17 protein-coding genes are annotated in these 16,407 nt (G+C 71.2%); 5 read left to right on the top strand and 12 right to left on the bottom strand.

What is annotated here, in order from left to right; genetic code table 11:
- Positions 1-67 precede the first annotated feature (67 nt).
- The 7 genes from AB6A66_RS03250 to secG form a co-directional block, all read right to left on the bottom strand.
- On the bottom strand, positions 68-811 hold the full coding sequence (locus AB6A66_RS03250) for a phosphate/phosphite/phosphonate ABC transporter substrate-binding protein (RefSeq protein WP_371054762.1): 744 nt from the start codon (positions 809-811) through the stop codon (positions 68-70).
- Positions 808-1,248 (bottom strand): TerB family tellurite resistance protein, encoded by a 441-nt coding sequence (locus tag AB6A66_RS03255; protein ID WP_371054763.1) that lies wholly within the window; start codon positions 1,246-1,248, stop codon positions 808-810. The genes AB6A66_RS03250 and AB6A66_RS03255 overlap by 4 nt, the downstream gene beginning before the upstream one ends.
- Before the next feature lie 39 nt (positions 1,249-1,287).
- A complete protein-coding gene (locus tag AB6A66_RS03260) occupies positions 1,288-1,737 on the bottom strand; it encodes a TerB family tellurite resistance protein (RefSeq protein WP_371054764.1) in 450 nt (149 codons plus the stop codon).
- Position 1,738: 1 nt separating this feature from the next.
- A complete protein-coding gene (locus AB6A66_RS03265) occupies positions 1,739-2,032 on the bottom strand; it encodes a DUF1330 domain-containing protein (RefSeq protein ID WP_371036630.1) in 294 nt (97 codons plus the stop codon).
- Between the two features lie 69 nt (positions 2,033-2,101).
- A complete protein-coding gene (locus AB6A66_RS03270) occupies positions 2,102-2,824 on the bottom strand; it encodes a hypothetical protein (RefSeq protein WP_371054765.1) in 723 nt (240 codons plus the stop codon).
- Positions 2,821-4,464 carry a CTP synthase gene (locus AB6A66_RS03275; protein ID WP_371054766.1) on the bottom strand — a complete coding sequence of 548 codons (1,644 nt, stop codon included), beginning with the start codon at positions 4,462-4,464 and terminating at the stop codon, positions 2,821-2,823. Before AB6A66_RS03275 ends, AB6A66_RS03270 begins: the two co-directional genes overlap by 4 nt.
- A gap of 183 nt (positions 4,465-4,647) precedes the next feature.
- Positions 4,648-5,019, bottom strand: a complete 372-nt coding sequence (gene secG / locus AB6A66_RS03280) for a preprotein translocase subunit SecG (protein WP_371054767.1) — start codon at positions 5,017-5,019, stop codon at positions 4,648-4,650.
- A gap of 188 nt (positions 5,020-5,207) precedes the next feature.
- Here secG and AB6A66_RS03285 point away from each other — a divergent pair, with 188 nt between their 5' ends.
- Positions 5,208-6,500: an adenylosuccinate synthase gene (locus tag AB6A66_RS03285; RefSeq protein ID WP_371054768.1), complete on the top strand. Its 1,293-nt coding sequence runs from the start codon at positions 5,208-5,210 to the stop codon at positions 6,498-6,500.
- Positions 6,500-6,736, top strand: a complete 237-nt coding sequence (locus AB6A66_RS03290) for a DUF2842 domain-containing protein (RefSeq protein ID WP_371036626.1) — start codon at positions 6,500-6,502, stop codon at positions 6,734-6,736. Before AB6A66_RS03285 ends, AB6A66_RS03290 begins: the two co-directional genes overlap by 1 nt.
- A gap of 7 nt (positions 6,737-6,743) precedes the next feature.
- Here AB6A66_RS03290 and AB6A66_RS03295 read toward each other — a convergent pair whose 3' ends face one another.
- Positions 6,744-9,218 (bottom strand): hypothetical protein, encoded by a 2,475-nt coding sequence (locus tag AB6A66_RS03295; RefSeq protein WP_371054769.1) that lies wholly within the window; start codon positions 9,216-9,218, stop codon positions 6,744-6,746.
- 141 nt (positions 9,219-9,359) lie between these two features.
- Here AB6A66_RS03295 and AB6A66_RS03300 point away from each other — a divergent pair, with 141 nt between their 5' ends.
- Positions 9,360-10,058 (top strand): thiamine diphosphokinase, encoded by a 699-nt coding sequence (locus AB6A66_RS03300; protein WP_371054770.1) that lies wholly within the window; start codon positions 9,360-9,362, stop codon positions 10,056-10,058.
- Here the strand turns inward: AB6A66_RS03300 and AB6A66_RS03305 are convergent.
- The 4 genes from AB6A66_RS03305 to AB6A66_RS03320 are packed head-to-tail and all read right to left on the bottom strand — an operon-like array spanning position 9,979 to position 13,984.
- Positions 9,979-10,920 carry a DMT family transporter gene (locus AB6A66_RS03305; protein WP_371054771.1) on the bottom strand — a complete coding sequence of 314 codons (942 nt, stop codon included), beginning with the start codon at positions 10,918-10,920 and terminating at the stop codon, positions 9,979-9,981. The two genes, AB6A66_RS03300 and AB6A66_RS03305, sit on opposite strands and share 80 nt — an antisense overlap.
- Before the next feature lie 40 nt (positions 10,921-10,960).
- Entirely contained in the window at positions 10,961-11,899 is a 939-nt protein-coding gene (locus AB6A66_RS03310; RefSeq protein WP_371054772.1) for a DMT family transporter, read from the bottom strand.
- 7 nt (positions 11,900-11,906) lie between these two features.
- Complete coding sequence (locus AB6A66_RS03315) at positions 11,907-13,280, bottom strand: L-serine ammonia-lyase (RefSeq protein WP_371054773.1); 1,374 nt, start codon at positions 13,278-13,280, stop codon at positions 11,907-11,909.
- On the bottom strand, positions 13,280-13,984 hold the full coding sequence (locus AB6A66_RS03320; protein WP_371054774.1) for a glutathione S-transferase family protein: 705 nt from the start codon (positions 13,982-13,984) through the stop codon (positions 13,280-13,282). Before AB6A66_RS03320 ends, AB6A66_RS03315 begins: the two co-directional genes overlap by 1 nt.
- A gap of 176 nt (positions 13,985-14,160) precedes the next feature.
- Between AB6A66_RS03320 and rpiA the strand changes: the two genes are divergently transcribed.
- Complete coding sequence (gene rpiA / locus AB6A66_RS03325; protein ID WP_371054775.1) at positions 14,161-14,949, top strand: ribose-5-phosphate isomerase RpiA; 789 nt, start codon at positions 14,161-14,163, stop codon at positions 14,947-14,949.
- 25 nt (positions 14,950-14,974) lie between these two features.
- On the top strand, positions 14,975-16,333 hold the full coding sequence (gor, locus tag AB6A66_RS03330) for a glutathione-disulfide reductase (protein ID WP_371054776.1): 1,359 nt from the start codon (positions 14,975-14,977) through the stop codon (positions 16,331-16,333).
- Positions 16,334-16,407 lie beyond the last annotated feature (74 nt).

A 16,407-nucleotide genomic window follows, 5' to 3' on the forward strand; every position in this document is an offset into this window, starting at 1 on the left:
GGAAAATACGCGGCGATGCAATGCGCAACCCGGCGAAACCGACAGGCCGCCCGGCATTTTCGTGCTGTCATGCGTCGGATTCGGGCGGTGCCGGCGTGGGCACCTCGAGATAGGCCGCGGCGGGAATGGCGACGATGCCGGCCAGGCAAAGCCGCGTCCGGTCCGCCTGATCCAGCCGCTCCGCGGCGCGGCGGACGGCCGCCAGGATCGGGCCGGGGTCGCGGCCCCGCGCCGTGATGAGCGGCAGACCCGGGGTGGGCCGCGTGCGGGCGATGACGCGAAGCGCCCCGGCGAAATCGTCGTGCGCTGCGATGAGGCGCCATGTCTGGGCGTCGAGCGCGGCGAAATCGGCGCGCCCCGACGCCACCGCGCGGGCCGAGGCCGCATGCGCCCCGGTGCGCAGGAGCGGCCCGAAGCCCAGCCCGGCCTCGGCCATGTGGTGAGCCGGCGCCGCCCAGCCCGATTGCGAAAGCGCCTCGTTGAAGGCGAAGCGCCGGCCCGCGAAGGCCGGCAGGTCGCCCGGATCGTCGCGCCGCGCCATGAAGACGGAGCGGTAATGGCCCGGCGGGCAGCCCTCGAGCGCGTAATCGGGCGTGCCCACCAGCGTCACGCGATCGCGCAGGCGGGTGCGGAACGGATAGCCGCAGGTCTGCGCGAGGAGGAGGTCGGGGTGTTCCCAGATCTCCCAGGGATCGCGCCCCCGGGTGAGCGCCTCGGGGCCGTATCCCAGCTCGCCCCGGATCGCGCGCCAGAAGCTGTCATTCGCCGCCGCCGTCTCGGGGCGGTCGTACATCGGCAGCGCCGCGATCACCCGGCGTCCGCGACCCGTTGCCGGGCCATGGCGCTTTCCACGTCCGAGATGCCCAGAAGGTTCGCCACGAGCCGCAACAGCGTATCCTCGTCGTGGTCGCGGTGCCCATCGGCAAGCACCACGCGCCACAACGCCTCGATCACGCCGAGCCGCTCCTCGTGCGGGACCGCGTCCTTGATCGTGCGGGTGAAGCGAACGGTGTCCGGCGCCTCGGTCTCGGCGGCCTCTCCCTCGCTGCGCAGGCTTTCGGCCTCGGCGCGGGACAGCTCGAACCGGTCGGTGATGATCCGGGTGATGAGGTCGCGCTCGGCCTCGGCGTAATCGCCGTCCGAACGCGCGACGCGCACCAGCAACGCCGTCAGCGCCAGCCGGGCGTCCTCGTCCGGCAGGGTTTCGGGCGTGTGGCCGGAGAGTCTCTTGAAGAAATCTGCAAACATGATGCGCTATATAGCGGTGCCGGTCCGGCGCGCCAATGGTCAGCGGATCGCGCGCGCGCTCGCCCGGGCCTCGGCGCTGTCGTACTCCTGGATGCCGAGCGCCGCCTCGATGGCGGCGATGGCGGCCTCCTCGTGCTCCTCGGCCTCGCCGTCGGCCATCATCACCTCCCAGAGCGCGCCCACCATGCCAAGCCGCTCGGGATAGGCCACGGTCTCGCGGATGACCAGGGCGAGGCGCTCCATGTCGCCGGGCGCCTGGCGCTCCAGCTTCTCGGCGTCGGCGCGGAGCTTTGCGGCCTCCACGGGGTTCAGATCGAAGCGGGCGGCGAGGATGCGGTCGATCCGGCTGATCTCCTCGAAGAGATAGGCATGGTCCGACTTCGCCACGCGGACCAGCAGCGCCGCGAGCGCCATGCGGGCGTCGGGCTCGGGCAGCATCTCGGCCGGCTGGGCGTGATGGGCGAAGCGGGCGAGGATCCGCCGGAACATCTCAGCCCTCGTAGCCTTCCACGATGACGAGGTTGGCGTCCGAGACCGGGTCGCGGATCGCCTTGGCGCGCTGGTATTCGGGGCTGTCGTAGCAGGCGCGCGCCGCCTCGAGGTCGGGGAACTCGATCACGACGGTGCGACCGTGGCCCGCGCCCTCGCGTTGTTCCTGCGCGCCGCCGCGCACCAGGAAGCGCCCGCCATACTTGGCGAAGGCCTCGGCGTTCGCCTCGCGGTATTTGGCGTATGCGTCGGCGTCGCGCACGTCCACGTTCGCCACCCAGTAGGCCTTGGGCATGGCTGCCTCCCTCGTTACGGCGCCGCGCAGTCTGGCCGCGGCGCGGGCCGATTGCAATCGCCGCCGTGCTCAGCCGGTGACATTCGGGCAGCCGAAACGCACGTCGTCGAAGGAGATGCCGCCCGGGTCGCGGTTTTCCACCGTCACCCCCGCGATGCCCCCGCCCGTGTCGAGGAAACCGTGGCCGGAGATATGCTCGGGCGCCAGCACGGTCACCCGGCCGATCTCGGCGCCGTCGCGGGCGTAGAAGGTCAGGTCGATCTCGCCCAGATGCCCCTCGTTCGCACCGAAGGCGTCGGTGTATTCGGTGTGAACCCGCAGCCCGAAGGCGCAGGCGTCCTCGTGGAAGAGGATCGCCGCCGCGCCCTCGCCGCGCGCCTCGGGGTCGGGCTGGCCGAGGGGCCCGAGCGGGTAGAGCGCCATGCTGCGGAAGGCGGAGTGGAGCGACAGGCTCACCCCCTCGCCCGGGGCGCCCGGCTCCACCGCGAGCGGGGCGGTGGGGCGGCCCCGCAGCACGTCGTGGGGGCCGCCCTCGTCCAGCGTGACCTCCCCGAGCGTCTGCCCGGCGAACCGCTCCCCGATCCGCCCGCCCGCGAAGGCGATGCCGTGATCGAAGACGTAGCCGGGATAGGGCTTGGCCGGCAGGCGCTCGAAGGTCAGAAGCTCGGGCGCGAGCGGCGGAAGCTCCTCGTAGGGCAGGGGCGTTATGCGCTCCGCGGCGGCCGGGGCCGCCAGCGCCGACAGGAGGGACGCCGCGAGGCCCGCGCGGAGGCGCCGGGCGCGGCCCATCATACCAGCCGGCTCACGTCCTTCGCCGCGCGGATGAAATCCCTAAAGAGCGGGTGCGGGTCGAAGGGCTTGGACTTGAGCTCGGGATGGAACTGCACACCGATGAACCACGGGTGCTCGGGCCATTCCACGATCTCGGGCAGGCGCCCGTCCGGCGACATGCCCGAAAAGCGCAGCCCCGCGGCCTCCAGCTTGTCGCGATACGCGATGTCCACCTCGTAGCGGTGGCGGTGGCGCTCCTCGATCCGGGTCGCACCGTAGACCTCCGCCACCTTGGAGCCGGGCTCCAGAACCGCGTCGTAGGAGCCCAGCCGCATGGTGCCGCCCTTGTCGTCGTCGGGGCGTCGCGCGACCGTCGCGTTGCCCTGCACCCATTCCTTGAGGTGATAGACGACAGGCGTGAAACGCTTGCGCCCGGCCTCGTGGTCGAACTCCTCCGAGCCCGCGTCCGCGAGCCCAGCGGCGTTCCGCGCGGCCTCGATCACCGCCATCTGCATGCCGAGGCAGATGCCGAGATAGGGCACGTCATGCTCGCGCGCGAATTGCGCGGCGCGGATCTTGCCCTCGGTGCCCCGCTCGCCGAAGCCGCCGGGCACGAGGATCGCATGGAAGCCTTCCAGGTATGGCGCGGGGTCCTCGCGCTCGAAGATCTCGGCGTCGATCCATTCGGAATTGACCTTCACCCGGTTGGCCATGCCGCCATGGGTGAGCGCCTCCGCGATGGACTTGTAGGCGTCCTCGAGCTGGGTGTACTTGCCGACGATCGCGACGTTCACCTCGCCCTCGGGGTTGAAGACGCGGTCGGCCACATCCTCCCAGCGCGCCAGATCCGGCCGCGGCGCGGGCGAGATCTGGAAAGCGTCGAGCACCGCCTGGTCCAGCCCCTCGCGGTGGTAGGCCAGCGGCGCCTCGTAGATCGACTTCAGGTCGTAGGCCGCGATCACCGCCTCGGGCCGCACGTTGCAGAAAAGCGCGAGCTTGTCGCGCTCCTTCTGCGGGATGGGCTTTTCCGAGCGGCAGACCAGGATGTCGGGGGCGATGCCGATGGAGCGCAGCTCCTTCACGGAGTGCTGGGTGGGCTTGGTCTTGAGTTCCCCCGACGCGGCGATCCAGGGCAGCAGCGTGAGATGCATGAAGATGCACTGTCCGCGCGGTTTGTCCTGGGCGAACTGGCGGATCGCCTCGAAGAAGGGCAGGCCCTCGATGTCGCCCACCGTGCCGCCGATCTCGCAGAGCATGAAATCGACCTCGTCCTCGCCGATGCGGATGAAGTCCTTGATCTCGTCGGTGACGTGGGGAATGACCTGGATCGTCTTGCCGAGGTAGTCGCCGCGTCGCTCCTTCTCCAGCACGTTGGAATAGATCCGCCCCGAGGAGACCGAGTCGGTCCGGCGGGCGGCCACGCCGGTGAAGCGCTCGTAATGGCCGAGGTCGAGGTCGGTTTCCGCGCCGTCGTCGGTGACGAAGACCTCCCCGTGCTCGAAGGGCGACATGGTGCCTGGGTCGACGTTTAGATAGGGATCGAGCTTCCGCAGCCTCACGCTGAAGCCGCGCGCCTGCAACAACGCGCCGAGCGCCGCCGAGGCCAGCCCCTTGCCGAGTGACGAGACCACGCCGCCGGTGATGAACACGAACCTGGCCATGTGCAGGCGATCCCCCGTGATATGCCATGCGGTCGGGGCCGATCCTGCCGCCATACCGGTGCGGACGCTGGCATCCGCCGGGCGTCATCACGGGATTTGATCGTTACAGGATTCGGCGGGCCTTGGCAAGCCGACCGCAAGATGATGTTGACGTTGCGTTCGGGCCCAACAAGCCCTTGTGGCTCATTCGGCGCGGGGCACCAGTGGCGCGTCGGGGTCCGCCGCCGGCGGCGGCAAGAGCCCGTCGGTTTCGGGAACCGCCGGCACGGCTGGCGCGTCCTGCGCGGGGGCCTCGTTGCCCAGCCGGTCGACCACCGAACTGCCCGCGGAGTTCTGCGCCGCGAAGATCGTCAGCGTGATCGACGTGCCGATGAAGGCGATGGCCAGGATCCAGGTGAGCCGGCCCAGCGCCGTGGCCGCGCTGCGCCCGGACATCGCGCCGCCGCCACCGCCGCCGCCCATGCCGAGCCCGCCGCCCTCGGACCGCTGCAGAAGCACGACGCCGATGAGCGACAGCGCAAGCAGGAGGTGGATGATGAGCAAGACGTTTTCCATGGCACCCCGCGTGGCTGGCCGATGCCGCGCTACTTATGCGATGCGGCGCGCAGGGGCAAGGGAGGCGGGGCCGCCGCGACGCGGCGCCCGGCTGCCCCTGCGGCATTCCCGGGATTCGCGGTTTCCGCGCCGCGCGCGCGCGGCTATACCCGGCGCCGGAACGAGGCAGCCGGACGGGAGCGGCAGGCATGGCGAACGTGGTCGTGGTGGGCGCCCAGTGGGGCGACGAGGGCAAGGGCAAGATCGTCGACTGGCTCTCCGAGCGGGCCGACGTGATCGCCCGCTTCCAGGGCGGGCACAACGCCGGGCACACGCTGGTCATCGACGGGCAGACCTACAAGCTGCACGCGCTGCCCTCGGGCGTGGTGCGCGGCGGCAAGCTCAGCGTGATCGGCAACGGCGTGGTGCTCGATCCCTGGCACCTCGTGGACGAGATCGCGGCGCTGCGGGACCAGGGCGTGGAGATCACGCCCGCATCGCTGATGATCGCCGAGAACACGCCGCTCATCCTGCCCTTCCACGGAGAGCTCGACCGCGCCCGCGAGGCGGCCGTCGCGGTGGCCAAGATCGGCACCACCGGGCGCGGCATCGGCCCGGCCTACGAGGACAAGGTGGGCCGGCGCGCGGTGCGCGTGGCCGACCTCGCAGATCGCGCCACGCTGGAGGCCCGCGTGGACCGGGCGCTCGTCCATCACGACGCGCTGCGCCGCGGCCTCGGGCTCGAGCCCGTGGACCGGGAGGCGCTTCTCGCGGCGCTTTCGGAGGTGGGAGAGCGGATCCTGCCTTTCGCGGCGCCGGCCTGGAAGGTGCTGAACGAGGCGCGCCGCGCGGGTCGCCGCATTCTCTTCGAGGGGGCGCAGGGCGCCATGCTCGACATCGATTTCGGCACCTACCCGTTCGTGACTTCCTCCAACGTGATCGCCGGGCAGGCCGCCACGGGCACCGGGCTCGGCCCCGGCGCGATCGATTTCGTGCTGGGCATCGTCAAGGCCTATACCACGCGCGTGGGCGAGGGCCCGTTCCCGACCGAACTCGACGACGCCGATGGCGAGCGCCTGGGCACGCGGGGCCACGAGTTCGGCACCACCACGGGCCGCAAGCGCCGTTGCGGCTGGTTCGACGCGGTGCTGGTGCGCCAGGCCATCGCCACCTCGGGTATCAATGGTATCGCGCTCACGAAACTCGACGTGCTCGACGGGTTCGACCGGCTGCGCATCTGCACGGCATACGAGCTTGACGGGCAAAGGCTGGATCACCTGCCCACCGCCGCCGACCGCCAGGCGCGGCTCACGCCCGTCTACGAGGAGATGCCGGGCTGGAGCGAAAGCACCGAGGGCGCGCGCAGCTGGGCGGATCTGCCCGCGAACGCGATCAAGTATGTTCGCCGGGTGGAGGAGTTGATCGGCTGTCCGGTGGCGCTACTTTCCACGTCTCCCAGAAGGGAAGACACCATTCTCGTCACGGACCCGTTCGCAGACTGATGGAACTGAGTTACAAGGCCCGACGCCGCTGGTCGCTTGTGATCCTCGTGATCGGCCTGCCGCTTTACATCATGGCCGCCGTGACGGTGGTCGGGTGGTTCGAGCGGCCGGGCATCCTGCTGGAACTGGCGATATACGTCACGCTCGGCGTGGTCTGGGCATTTCCGCTGAAATTCATCTTCAAGGGGGTGGGGCAGCGCGACCCCGACGCGCCCGCCGAGGACGACGACCGGTGACGGGCGGTCAGCCGGCGGCGCGCGCGCCCGGCTGATATGAAATGTCGTCGGAGACGCCGAAGCGCCCGCCGCCGCGCTTCACGATCTTCCCCTCGCGGAGAAGCTGGCCGAAGTGTCGCAGGCCTTCCTCGCGGCTGAACCCGTCGGCCTGCGCATCGCGCAGCTTCGCCATGAGTTGCGGGCGCGAAAAGCCGCCATCCTCGGCCCCGTGGGCGAGATACGCCGCCGCGGCTTCCAGCAGATCGGGCAGACCGCTCACGCCGAGCTCTTCCACATAGGCGATGAAGCCATTGGAATCCTCCGCTTCGGCCGCCGGTGCGGTGACGCGGCGGGGCCGAATCGGTCCCGCATCCTCGGCCGGCGCGTCCACGCGCTGCTCCGCCACGAGCTTGAGCGGCGCGGGGCGCGACTCCTCGGGGCGCGGCGTGCGGTGGCCGCCGGCGCCGGGGCGGCGCGGGCGTACCGCGTCGGCGAGGTCGGCACGGTAGGCCTCTTCGGGCTGCTCGCTCGCTTCGGCATCGGCGTGCCGCGGCTCGGCGCGCGTCGCCGCCACGGCGGCGCGAAGATGCGCGATCGCGCTGCGCCGGCGGCTCGCCTCGGGCTTGTCCATCTGGCCTTCGGTCTCGTCGAGCAGACGGGTGACCTCGCCGCGGCGCGCGGTCTCGGGCTCGCGGCTCGCGCGCCGGGCCGCCGCGGCCAGGGCGTCCGAAACGCTGTCCGCATCGGTGTCCGCGTCGTCCTCTGCCGGCTGTGCGTCGGTCGTGGCGTCGGCCACCGGTTCGCCGGCCTCGCGCTCGTCCTCTGCGGTCGCTTCCGTGTCGGGCGCCCCCGTCTCGGCGACCGCGGCGTCCTGCCCGGCGCCCGGATCCTCCGCTTCGATCGTTTCCACGACGAGCGCCTCTGAAACCTCGATCTCCTCCTCGTAGGCGATCTCTTCCTCGGCGTCGCCCAGGGGCGCGGCCGTATCCCATCCGTCGAGGTCGTCCTCGTCAGCGGCCACATCCTCGGCATCGGCGACGGCTGTGGGCTCGACAGCGCCTTCCGCGTCGAGTTCCGCCGCGCCGGCCGGGGCGGCGCCAAGCTCGGCCTCGAGCGCGGCGAAGGCCTGCTGCAGGTCCTCGTCGGCGGCGACATCGGCCTCGCTGTCCTCGGTGCTGGTGCCGGGATCCACGGCCGAGACGGTGTCGGCTTCCGGCTCGGGGCGGCGGACGCGCAGCACGCGTGCGGCGATCTGGCCGGTCTCGCCGCTCTCGGCGCGCCGCCCGTCATCGGTGAAGAGGTTCACCGTGTCCTCGCCATCATCCGCGCCGGCCAGGCTGCCCGCCACGGCGGCGCGGATGCGCTGCAACTTTGCCGCGATGCTCTGCGGGTCGGGATGCGTGATCTCGGGGCGCGGGGCCGGCGCGGCCTCGGTCTCGGCCGCCGGTCGGCGGGGCAGGTCCGCGGCCATCGCGGCCGCCGCGGCGGCGCTGGCGGCAAGCGGCGCGCCCGAAAGACGATCCGCCGCCGGGGCGGGCGCGGCGAGCTCGGCCTCGGTCTCGTCATCGGCCTGAGCCGCGGCCTCTGCCTCAGTCTCGACCTCAGCCTCAGCCTCTGCCTCTGCCTCGGGCTCTGGCGTCTCCTCCTCGGCGATTTCCTCCGACGCGGTTTCTTCCGCACCGTGGTCTTCCGTCGCGACCTCGTCCTCGGCGACCTCGTCCTGCGATGCCTCGGCCTCGACGGCGTCGTGCTCCGCCGCCTCCGCCTCGATGCCGGTGTCCGCGACCTCGTCTGCGGCGGGTTCGATTGCCGCCTCGGGACCCTCCGGCGCGACGGCGGTGAGCGCGTCCGTCTGGGCGAGCGACCCTGCGATCCCGGTCTCGTCCGCGGCCGGGGTGTCGGCGGCCACGTCTTCGGACGGCTCTTCCGACGCGTCGGCGTGTTCCTCGGGAGCGTGGGGCTCGGCCCGCGCGGCTTCCTCCTGCGGTTCGGGACGCTCGTCGCCGATCGGCGCGCCTGCCTCTTCGGGAGCGGCAGCGGCCGTGTCGTCCACGTCTTCCGCGCTGGCGGTTTCGGCGGGGGCGGGCGTCTCGGTGGCTGCGGGCGATTCAGTGTCGGGTGCGGGCGCTGGCTCCGGCTTGTGGGCGGGGGGCGTTTCGGTCTTCGCCTCCGGCGCCTGCGCGGCCTCGTCCGCCCGTCCGTCGCCGGCTTGCGCGGCCTCGGGGGCGGGTCGCCCCTGCGGCGCGACGAGCGACGGGCGCAGCACGATACCGCCCTGTTCCTGACGCGCCTCGACGCGGCGCGAGATCTCGCGCTCGGCGATGCGGGCCAGCATCTCCGCGTCGGGGGTGGGCGGCTCGGCGCCGAAGTAACGGTCGTCAGCGGCAAGGTCTCGGAAATACTCCGCGATCGCCTTCATCGTGTCGAAGGAATCGTCGAACCCTTCGAGCGTGCACGAGAAGGTGCCGTAGGAGACGGTGAGGATCTTGTTACTGTTGACCATGGGATACGCGCCCGCTTCATTGCACCAACAACAGACTGTTTACCAAAGGATACCAGTCTATTTTGGCCCGAATCTGTGCCTTGGAGGGTATCATTTCGTGGTCCAAATGTGGCCATTTCAGCGCAAGGGGCAGGTCGTCGCGTGAATTCTCTACCGGAGGTTGAAATTCTGCGCTCCGACGGCGCTGTCACGCTTGTGGGCGCGGGGCTTGCGCCCCCTGCGGATATCGCGGCGGCGCTGACGCTGGCGCCCTGCCTCGTGGCCGCGGATGGCGGGGCGGCGCGGGCGCTGGCCGCCGGGGCGGTGCCCGAGGCGGTGATCGGCGATCTGGACAGCCTCGACCCCGCCACGCGCGCCGCGATTCCCCCCGAGCGGCTGCATTGCGTTTCCGAACAGGAAACAACCGACTTCGACAAGGCGCTGCGCCGCATCGCCGCGCCGCTGGTGATCGGCGTGGGTTTCCTCGGCGAGCGGCTGGATCACCTGCTGGCCGCGCAGTCGGTTCTGCTGCGCCGGGCGGACCGGCCCTGCCTTCTTCTGGGCCAGCGCGACGTCGCGTTCCTCTGCCCGCCGCGGCTCGGCCTCGATCTGGCGGCGGACACGCGTGTCTCGCTCTATCCGCTCGCGCCCGTGCGCGGAGAGTCGGACGGTCTTTTCTGGCCGATCGACGGGATCGACTTCGCGCCGGGGGGCATGATCGGCACCTCAAATCGCGCCACGGGCCCGGTCTCGATCCGGATCGAGGCGCCGCACATGCTGGTCATCCTGCCCCGGCGCTGCCTTGCCGTCGCGGCGGCGGCGCTGCAAGCGCCGCTCGCGCGATGGCCCGCTCCCGCATGAGGACGTAAAGCCCGGCCGCCATCGTCACGAGGATGCCCGCCGCCGCCATGCCATCGGGCAGGTCGCGGAAGATCGCCCAGCCGAAGAGCGTGGCGAAGGGGATCTCGATGTACTGCATCGGCGCGAGCGTGGCCGAGGGCGCGAAGCGCAGCGCCCAGGTCATGCACAGATGGGCGAGGGTGCCGAGCACGCCGAGAAGGAGCAGAAGCGACAGCGCCTCGGAGGGCGGCGCGACGAGGCGCAGCGCGGGCACGCCCCGCCCGTCCACGAGCGCGAGCGCGGGCAGGAGGAGCGCCGTCGCCATCACGCCCGAGACCGCCTGGAGGCCGAGAGGATCGGTCTGCCGCGCGATCGCGCGGGTCACCAGCATGAAGAGCGCGAAGCCCACCGCGACGCCCACCGGCAGGAGCGCGGGCCAGCCCACCTCCTGGAAGCTGGGGCGGATTACGAGGAGCGTGCCCGCGAAGCCCGCGACGCAGGCGGCGAGGCGGCGCCAGCCGACCTCCTCTCCCATCACGGCCCAGCCGAGAAGGAGCAGGATGAAGGGCATGACGTAGGCGATGGCGATGGCGTCGGCGAGCGGCAGGTGGCGCAACGCCGAGAACATCATGGCGATGCCCGCGATGTGCAGAAGGGTGCGCGCCCAGGCGAGCGCCAGCACCCGGCCCCGCATCCGCCAGGGCCGCCGCCCGACGGCCACGATGGGCAGGAGGATCGCCGCCTGGATCCCGAAGCGCGCCAGCAGCAGCATCCCGAGCGGCACGACGCCGCCGAGGATCTTCGCCACCGCGTCCCCGAGCGGCGCGAGGGCGCAGAAACCGAGCATCAGCAGGATGCCGAGAAGCGGGCGATCGGGCTGCATCCGGCGAGGCTAGGCCGCGCGCCGGGCGCGGGCAAGCGGCTCAGACCGGGGGCAGGGGGCGGCGGCGCAGGCTGAGCGCGCGCTCGCGGGCGAAGACGTAGAGCCCCGAGCCCACGATCACCGCGATGCCGGCCCAGGTGAGCAGCCCGGGGAAATCGCCGAAGATCCAGTAGCCGAGGGCCGTGGCGGCCACGATCTCGAGATACTGGAGCGGCGCGATCGTCGCCGCCGGGGCGAGGCGCAGCGCGAAGCTGATGAAGAGATGCGAGACGGTGGCCGCGACGCCCACGCCGAGCAACGTCCAGACGGCGAGGCCGTCGAGCCGCACCGGGTCGAGCGCGGCGACGCCGGAGCCTTCGAAAAGCAGGAGAACCGGCAGGACCACCGCGCTCGCCGCGACGGCGGTCCTGGCCTGCAGGTCGATCGGGTGGGTGCGCCGCGCCATCGACCGCGTCATCACCATGTAGAAGGCGAAGCAGAAGGCCGTCCCGAGGGGCAGAAGCGCCACGGGCCCGAGATCGGCGAAGCTGGGCTGGATCACGAGAAGCGCGCCCGCGAACCCCACCGCGCAGGCCGCGATGCGCCGCCGCCCCACCTCCTCGCCCAGAAGAAGCCCGCCGAGCAGCGTGAGGATGAAGGGTTCCACGAAGAAGATGGCGATCGCGTTGGCGATGGGCATGTGGCGCAGCGCCTCGAAGAACATGCCCGTGGCCACCAGCAGGAGGAGCGCGCGCAGCAGGTGAAGGCCCCAGTCGCGCGGATCCGCCCGCGCCGTGAGCCCGAAGACAATGGCGACGGGCACCAGCACCAGCACCTGGAGGCCGAAGCGCGCGGCCAGGATCTGCAGGATCGGCACATGCGACGGCGTCGCCTTGGCGAAGGCGTCCATCATCGGCGCGACGACGGTGAAGCCCACCATGCAGAGGATCCCCGCCAGCGTGCGGTCGGGGCGGATGGCGGGGATGGCGGGACCGGTCATCCGGCCGTCAGCAGTTGGGAACGTTGACGGCGAGCCCGCCGAGCGAGGTTTCCTTGTACTTCTCGCTCATGTCGGCGCCGGTCTGCCGCATGGTCTCGATGCAGGCGTCGAGCGGCACGAGATGCGTGCCGTCGCCCCGAAGCGCGAGGGACGCCGCCGAGACCGCCTTGATCGCGCCGAGACCGTTGCGCTCGATGCAGGGCACCTGCACAAGGCCCTTCACCGGGTCGCAGGTCATGCCGAGGTGATGCTCGAGCGCGATCTCGGCGGCGTTCTCCACCTGCGCGGGGGTGCCGCCCATCACCGCGCAAAGACCGGCCCCGGCCATGGCGGCGGCAGAGCCGACCTCGGCCTGGCAGCCCGCCTCGGCCCCGCTGATCGAGGCGTTGTATTTCACCAGCCCGCCGATCGCGGCGGCGGTCAGCAGGAAGTCCTCCACCCGGCGCTCCGAGGCGCCCGGCACATGGTCGAGCCAGTAGCGGATCACCGCGGGCACCACGCCCGCCGCGCCGTTGGTGGGCGCGGTCACGACCTGGCCGCCGGCGGCGTTCTCCTCGTTCACCGCCATGGCGTAGACGCTCATCCAGTCGTTGATGGTGTGGGGCGGGGTCAGGTTCATGCCCCGCTCGTCCAGCAGCTTTTCGTGGATCCCCTGGGCGCGCCGCCGGACCCCCAGCCCGCCCGGAAGCGTGCCGTCCGCGGCAAGGCCGCGGTCGATGCAGTCGGACATCACCTGCCAGAGCCGCCGCGTCCCGGCGCGCAGATCCTCCGGCCCGCGCCGGGTAAGCTCGTTCTCGCGCTTCATCTGCGCGATCGACTTGCCCGAGGTTTCGGCCATCCGCAGCATCTCGGCGGCGGACTTGAACGGGTAGGGCACGGGCGCGCCCTCGTCGCTGTCCTTGCCTTGCGCCAGCTCGGCCTCGGTGAGCACGAAGCCGCCGCCCACCGAGTAGTAGGTCTCCTGCAGGATCACGTCGCCCTGCGCGTCGGTGGCCATCAGGATCATCCCGTTGGCGTGGCCCGGAAGCGGCGGTCCGAAGTCGAAGCGCAGATCCTCCCGCGGGTCGAAGGCGAGCGGCGGCAGGCCCTCGGGCGCGAGCGTGTTGGTTTCGCGGATGCGCTCGAGCGCCGCGTCGGCGGTCTCGCGGTCGTAGCTTTCGGGATCGAAGCCCGCGAGGCCGAGGATCGTCGCGCGGTCGGTCGCATGGCCCACGCCGGTGTGGGCGAGCGAGCCGTGCAGGCTCCCCTTCACCCCCGCGACGGCGAAGGGCGCCCCGCGGATCAGGTCCAGGAAACGGGCTGCGGCGACCATCGGCCCCATCGTGTGGGAGGACGAGGGCCCAATGCCCACCTTGAACATCTCGAAGACGGAAAGAAACATCAGGTGGCCGATCCTTCCGGTGGCGTTGCGAGGCGGGGCGCGGTGAAGGGCAGGGGCCCGAGCCCTTCCGCGGCGATGGCGGCGGCAGCGGCCGGGCGGGCCTCGATCCCGGAGGCCATCGCCCGCAGATACGGGTAGTCCGCCAGCCGGAACCACCCCGTGCCGCCCACGGGGTAAAGCGCCGACCAGCGTAGCAGCGGCGCCAGATAGAAGTCGAGCGCCGAGGGCGACGCGGCCCCGAGCCAGGGCGGCCGCGTCGCGGCGGCGGCCTCGAGGTGGCCCCAGTGCGCCGCGAGCGCTGCGCCCATATTGTCGCGAAGCGCCTGTCCCGCGGCCGCGTCCTCGCCCACGAAGGGCGCCGGGTGGAACAGCATCCTGAGCCCCGCGTGAAGCGTGTTGGACGCGAAGAAGAGCCATTTCAGGAAATCCCCGCGCTCCGGCGCGTCCGGCGCGGGGGCGAGGGCGCCGTGCCGGTCCGCGAGCCACAGCAGGATCGCGGCCGTCTCGAAAATCGCGCCTTGGGGCGTTTCCAGCACCGGGATGAGGCCCGAGGGGTTGAGCGCGCGGTAGGCGGGGCTTTTCTGCGCGCCGCGCGCGCGGTCCACGAGCGCCGTCTCGTAGGGCTGGCCAAGCTCCTCCAGCGCCAGCCGGACGACCAGCGAGGCGTTGTCGGGAGCGTAATGCAGGCGATAGGGCGCGGCCATGGCGGCACCCCTAGAGCATCGCGCGCGGCACGCCTGCCCGAAAACGACCTTTCGGGCCGGAATCCGCGCGCCCTCGCCCGGCGGAAGGCCACCGCGCGGCGGCGCGGCGGCGAAAACCCGCTCGCACCCCGCGGCCGATCCCCCTATAAGGGCTGCGCATCTGCACGGAGCCGCCCATGACCGGAGAGCTGTCGCCCATCGACAAGGCCAAGTTCGCCGCCGCGAGACGCGCCGCGGAACTGGTGGAGGACGGGATGCGCGTGGGGCTCGGCACCGGCTCGACCGCGGCGTGGCTGGTGCGCTGCCTGGGCGACGCGATGCGCGAGGACGGGCTGCGCATCCGCGGCGTTCCCACCTCGACGCGCACCGCCGAGCTTGCCCGGCAGGCGGGCATCCCGGTGATCGGCCTCGACGAGGCGCGCTGGCTCGACATCACCATCGACGGCGCGGACGAGTTCGACGGCGACCTCAACCTCATCAAGGGCGGCGGCGGCGCGCTCCTGCACGAAAAGGTCGTGGCCACCGCCTCGGACCGAATGGTGGTGATCGCGGATATCGGCAAGGAGGTGGAGACGCTGGGCGCCTTCCCGCTGCCGGTGGAGGTGATCCCCTTCGCCTGGCAGACGACCCGGGCGCTCGTCGAGGAGACCCTGATCTCGATGGACGTGCTCGGCCGCGACGTGTCGCTTCGGATGGACGGCGAGGCGGCCTTCGTCACCGACGAGGGTAATCACATCCTCGATCTGCACCTCAAGCGCATCGGCGAACCGCGCCAGCTTGCCATGGTGCTGAACCAGATCCCGGGCGTGGTCGAGAACGGCCTCTTCATCGACATCTGCGACACCGTCGTGATCGGGTTCGGCGACGGGCGCGTGGAGGTGCGCGACCTCGGTTCCGGCACCGTGGAGAGAGAGAGCTTCGATCCGGGCGAGCCCGACAACCTCTTCCGCGACATCAACGACTGAGCCTGACGACCTTTCTGGGGGAACGATGGATTTCGACTACGACCTTTTCGTGATCGGCGGCGGATCGGGCGGGGTGCGCGCGGCCCGCGTGGCCGCGGGCGGAGCCGGCGCGAAGGTGGCTCTCGCCGAGGAAAGCCGCTACGGCGGCACCTGCGTGATCCGCGGCTGCGTGCCCAAGAAGCTGATGGTCTTCGCTTCCGAATTCGCGCCGATGGTCGAGGACGGGCGCGCCTATGGCTGGGACATCCGCGAGAACGGTCTCGACTGGGGCCAGTTCCGCGGAAAGCTCGAGGCGGAACTCGACCGGCTCGAAGGCGTCTACCGCAAGCTTCTCGCCGGCTCGGGGGTGGAGACCTTCGATCAGCGCGCGCGGCTGGCCGACCCGCACACGGTGGAGCTGGCCGACGGCACCCGCAAGACCGCGCGGCACATCCTGCTGGCCACGGGCGGGCGTCCGCTGCGGCCGGAGATGGAGAACGCCGCGCTGGGCATCACCTCGGACGACATCTTCCACCTCGACCGGCTGCCGCGCTCGATCCTGATCGTCGGCGGCGGCTACATCGCCTGCGAGTTCGCCTGCATCCTAAACGGCATGGGCGTCGAGGTGACCCAGTACTACCGCGGCGCGCAGATCCTGCGCGGTTTCGACGACGAGGCCCGCGGCCTCATTTCCGAAGAGATGCGCCAGAACGGGGTCGATCTGCACATCGGTACCAACATCATCGGGATGGAGGAGGCCGACGGCGGCGTGCGCGTGAAGGCCACCAACGGCACCGAGCGCGTGTTCGAGAAGGTGATGTTCGCCACCGGACGCGTGCCCAACACCGACGATCTGGGGTTGTCCGGGCTCGGGGTGGATCTCGGCCGCCGGGGCGAGGTGCTGGTGGACGCCTACTCGCAAAGCTCGGTGCCGTCGATCTACGCGATCGGCGACGTGACCGACCGGCTGAACCTGACGCCGGTGGCGATCCGCGAGGGCATGGCCTTCGTCGAGACGGTGTTCAGGGGCAACCCGACGCCGGTCGATCACGATCGCGTGGCCACGGCGATCTTCACCCAGCCGGAAATGGGCACGGTGGGGCTGTCCGAGGAGGCGGCCGCGGAGCAGGGGCCGATCGAGGTCTACTGCACGTCGTTCCGCCCCATGCGCACGGCTTTCGCGGGCCGGCCCGACCGTGTGCTCATGAAACTCGTCGTGTGCGCCGACACCCGGCGGGTGCTGGGGTGCCATATCGTCGCGCCGGGCGCGGGCGAGATGATCCAGCTGGCGGCGGTCGCGGTGAAGCTCGGCGCCACGAAGGAGCAGTTCGACCAGACCGTTGCGGTGCACCCCACCGTTTCGGAAGAGCTGGTGACCATGCGGGACCCGGTCCGGAAGGTCTGACGCTCCGGCTTGAAATCCCGCCCGACATGCACAGTTTACACCCAAGACGTCACGGACGCGCAAGCGAGGAAGAA

The sequence above is a fragment of the Rhodosalinus sp. K401 genome (assembly GCF_041365735.1).
Lineage (GTDB): Bacteria > Pseudomonadota > Alphaproteobacteria > Rhodobacterales > Rhodobacteraceae > Rhodosalinus.